This window comes from Treponema sp. UBA7567 (assembly GCF_002476655.1).
In the GTDB taxonomy this organism is placed as follows: domain Bacteria; phylum Spirochaetota; class Spirochaetia; order Treponematales; family Treponemataceae; genus Treponema_D.
On the sequence record NZ_DLLH01000010.1, the window covers coordinates 8,978 to 12,875 of the forward strand.

Genomic DNA, 3,898 nt, shown 5'->3' on the forward strand with positions numbered 1-3,898 from the left:
AAGTTTTTGTTCCATAAAAAAAACCTCACAATTATTGTATAAATTTAATTTTAATCTGTATCAAGTGAAAATTTAATTTATTTATGAAAAATTTATGAAAAATAGAAAAATAAAAAACGTTGCACAATCTGATATTTCGAATACACCATTCCAAAAAAAGGTCATAAAGAAAAAACTTTGCAATGGATTATCGGGTCTAGCCCGATAATGACAAGGAGTTAAGCCCGATAATGACAGAAAAATCAAGCCCGATAATGACAATACGTTTTTTTTGTCATTCCAGTGGCAGTAAATTTGTCATTGCCGTGCCTGACACGGCAATCTATCTACATGGGATTATCGGGTCTAGCCCGATAATGACAAGGTGTTAAGCCCGATAATGACACTATCCGTCAATTTTCATTCTGTCTTTTTTCAGGTAGAAAAGCGTTATTGCGAGCGTCAGGATTTCCGTTACGGGCGAGGTGAGCCAGATTCCGTTCATGCCGAAAATTGCCGGGAGAGCAAAGATTGCCGCAAGAAGAATCACAAGTCCGCGCGCGCTTGAAATCACCGCCGACTCCTTTGCCTTTCCGATTGACGTGAAGTAGAACGAGGCGATTGCGTTCAGTCCGCAGAGAATGTAGTTCCACATAAAAATCAGGATTCCGCTTTTTATCATCTGCTGGACCGCCGCATCGTCCACAAAAATTCTGCTGTAGAAAGATGAGCCGAACCCGACGAGCGCGACTGTCGCCGCCCCTGCAATGAACACAAGAAGATTTGTGCGCGAGAAGAGTTTCCGTGCAAGAAGCTTTTCCTTTGCGCCGTAGACAAAGCTTGCAAGCGGCGCCATTCCCTGACCGAATCCGCAGACAACCATGCTGAAAACGTAGGAAGTGTAGCCCACGACCGTGAACGCCGTAACTCCGTCAACTCCGAACCGTCTCATAATCACAAAGTTGTAGGCCGCCATGCTTATGCACATTGAAAGCTCGCCGATAAATTCCGAAAGTCCGTTCAGCATTGTGCTTTTGAAAACTTCGCGGTCAAAACTGAATTTTACGAATCTGAACACACGAGCGCCTTTCAGAAAATAAAAAAGAAGAACGGCGAATCCAATCACCGCCGAAACAAGTGAAGCCGCCGCAATTCCGCGCACCCCAAATCCGAAGCCCGCCGTAAAAAGCCAGTCGAGCAGAATGTTCAGGACGCAGGTGAAAGCCGTAACTCCAAGATAGAACTGAGGCCGGCCTTCCGCGCGCACGAACATTCCAAGCGACGCGTTCACGGTCATAACCGGAAGCTCAAAAAGAAGAACCGTGTAATATTGAAGAAAATATTGCGCGACTTTTCCCTCTGCGCCAAGAGCGGCAAGAATCGTCCGCAAAAGAAAAAACATGGCAACGCTCAAAAGAACTGAAGTTGCGGCGCAGGTTGCCATCGTCTGGCTGAAAATCGAGCGGCAGCTTTTCTCGTCTTGCCTGCCCATCGACATTCCTGCAAGAACCGAGCCGCCCACAGAAACCATAAGTCCTGTCGCAAGAAAAAGATAGATAATCGGAAGTCCCAAGTTCACCGCCGCAATCGCGTCCTTGTGGATAAAGTTTCCCATAAAAAATCCGTCCGCCACGTTTATGAGCGAAGTGAGCACCATGCTGATTATCGCCGGAACAGAAAAAGCCAAAATCGCACGCGTCCTGTTTGCGCGGATTGAGTCAACGTTCATTGAATTCATAAATAAAATGCCTCTGTATTGTTTTTAGTTTAGCGTCATTGCTGAACTTGATTTTTGCGTCATTATCGGGCTTGACCCGATAATCCTTGCAGACTGTAGGTTCAAGCCGTATGACATTGAGAATTGATTTTGGCGCGCCGGAATCGTTTATGAGCCTATGTTACAGAAAAGAATAATTTTATACTTATGAATTCTTGCTTTTTTTAGAATGGATTTTATGTCATTCTCCTTGCTTGACCGGAGTATCTCCCAATAGATTCCTGTGTCGTGGCACAGGAATGACATAGGAAAGAAACGCCGGGCAATGAGAAAAGGCAACCTGTCATTGCCGTGCTGCTTGGCTTCCTTGTCATTGTCGGACTGTCCTTTGTGTCATTATCGGGCTTGATTTTTCTGTCATTGTCGGACTTGATCCGACAATCTTGTGTGAATAGATTCCCCGGTCAAGCCGGGGAATGACAAAATGAAGTGTCATTGCCAAATTAAAGATTGCCGTGTCGTAACACGGCAATGACATAGAACGCAGTGTCATTATCGGGCTTGACCCGATAATCTCTTTCTTGTACCTTCAGAATTGTGAGCAAATATTACGTATACATTCTTGCCAACAAAACAAATTCCGTTCTCTACATTGGCGTTACAAATAACCTTGAGCGGCGAATTTATGAGCATAAAAATAAATTGCTGCCGGGTTTCACCGAAAAATACAATGTGTCAAAACTTGTTTGGTACGAAGAATGTTCCGATGTAAAACCCGCAATCCAACGCGAAAAGAATTTAAAGAAATGGAAACGTTCTTGGAAAAATGCACTCATAGAAAAAGAAAATCTCGACTACAAAGATTTGAGTTCTGACTGGGAATAGATTGTTGCCGGAGATTCCCTTGTCAAGCAAGTGAATGACACGTAACAAGTGCGGAATGGCAAAAGGGCGGACTGTCATTTCCGCACTTGGCTTCCTTGTCATCCTCCGGCTCGATCGGAGAATCTCTTATATCATTAGCGAACTTACAACCTTGCAATTGTCGGGCTTGAAATTCTGTGTCATTGCCGTGCTTGGCACGGCAATCTTTCCAACAGATTATCGGGTCAAGCCCGATAATGACACTAAAATTTAAAACTCGAAATTGAACCTTTTAGATTTTCGGGTCTAGCCCGAAAATGACATAAAAAATACTTTTGGGATATTTCAAATGACATTAGATTCTATTCAATCGGAAAACACAGGTCGATTTCCAGGTAGGTCGCGTCGGCGTTCACGCAGATGTATTTGTCGAATCCCATGCGGTCTGCGAATCTTGCGCCGCTTTTTGGAAACCACACGTTGTACATATTCTGGTACGCTGCGTAGATTTCCTTGTGGCTTCCCTTGAAGTGGTAGACTGCGAATTTTCCGCCCGGAATCACGCACGTGTTTTCAAGAGGGCAGTCCTTTTCCGCCTCGATGCACAAATTGTAAAGACAGCGGTTCTCGTCCGAGCATGACGGATCGTCAAAAGTCCGCTCAAAGCAGAGCGCGCCTTTTTTCGCCGCCGGCTGATATTTTTCAAGAAATGCGCACCAGTCGTTTTTCATGTCGTGGTAGTTCCCGATTTTGCGCTCGTAAATCACAAAATAGTCCGGAAGATTTTCAATTGTAACTTTCGCAGAAACTTCATCAAAGCTTGCAAGGTGTACCTTTGTGCTTTTTCCGCCTGAATTTGCGTCCGCCGAAGAATGGAAAAAATCGTGCTCAACAGAACGCCTCGCGCTTTCTTTCCGAAAATAGAACGGAGAAATATTCTGCTGCCTCTTGAATGCCGGCACAAAGTTTGAAGGGCTGATTCCGTAGTCAAGGCAGATGTCGCTGATTGTCCTGCCGCTAGTTTTCAGTTTCATCGTAATCTGCTCAAGCCTCATCCGCCTTATGAACGAATGAACGCTCTGGCCCGTGTGCCGCTTGAACTCCCGGCAGAAATAAAATTTCGACCAGCCGCAGAAAGCCGCCACATCGTCAACCGAAATCTGGGTTGTCAGGTGGAGAAGAATGTAGTCAATCGCCTTGTTGATTGTCTCCCGTGGAATCATGCAAAAGATTATAGCAGATTGAATGCCGATTTTTAATAAAAACAGCTGCTGTAGCAAACTCGTTTAGCAATCTTTCTGATGGATTATCGGGTCAAGCCCGATAATGACAGAAAAA

General features: G+C 44.8%; 3 protein-coding genes. 1 reads left to right on the forward strand and 2 read right to left on the reverse strand.

Translation table 11 applies throughout. The features are described from left to right. Positions 1-385: 385 nt before the first annotated feature. On the reverse strand, positions 386-1,717 hold the full coding sequence (locus B3Y13_RS00670) for an MATE family efflux transporter (RefSeq protein ID WP_296691996.1): 1,332 nt from the start codon (positions 1,715-1,717) through the stop codon (positions 386-388). 576 nt (positions 1,718-2,293) lie between these two features. Between B3Y13_RS00670 and B3Y13_RS00675 the strand changes: the two genes are divergently transcribed. Continuing rightward, positions 2,294-2,581, forward strand: coding sequence for a GIY-YIG nuclease family protein (locus tag B3Y13_RS00675; RefSeq protein ID WP_296691999.1), 288 nt, complete (start codon positions 2,294-2,296; stop codon positions 2,579-2,581). Between the two features lie 341 nt (positions 2,582-2,922). Here B3Y13_RS00675 and B3Y13_RS00680 read toward each other — a convergent pair whose 3' ends face one another. Continuing rightward, entirely contained in the window at positions 2,923-3,783 is an 861-nt protein-coding gene (locus B3Y13_RS00680; protein ID WP_296692002.1) for an AraC family transcriptional regulator, read from the reverse strand. Between the last annotated feature and the right edge of the window lie 115 nt (positions 3,784-3,898).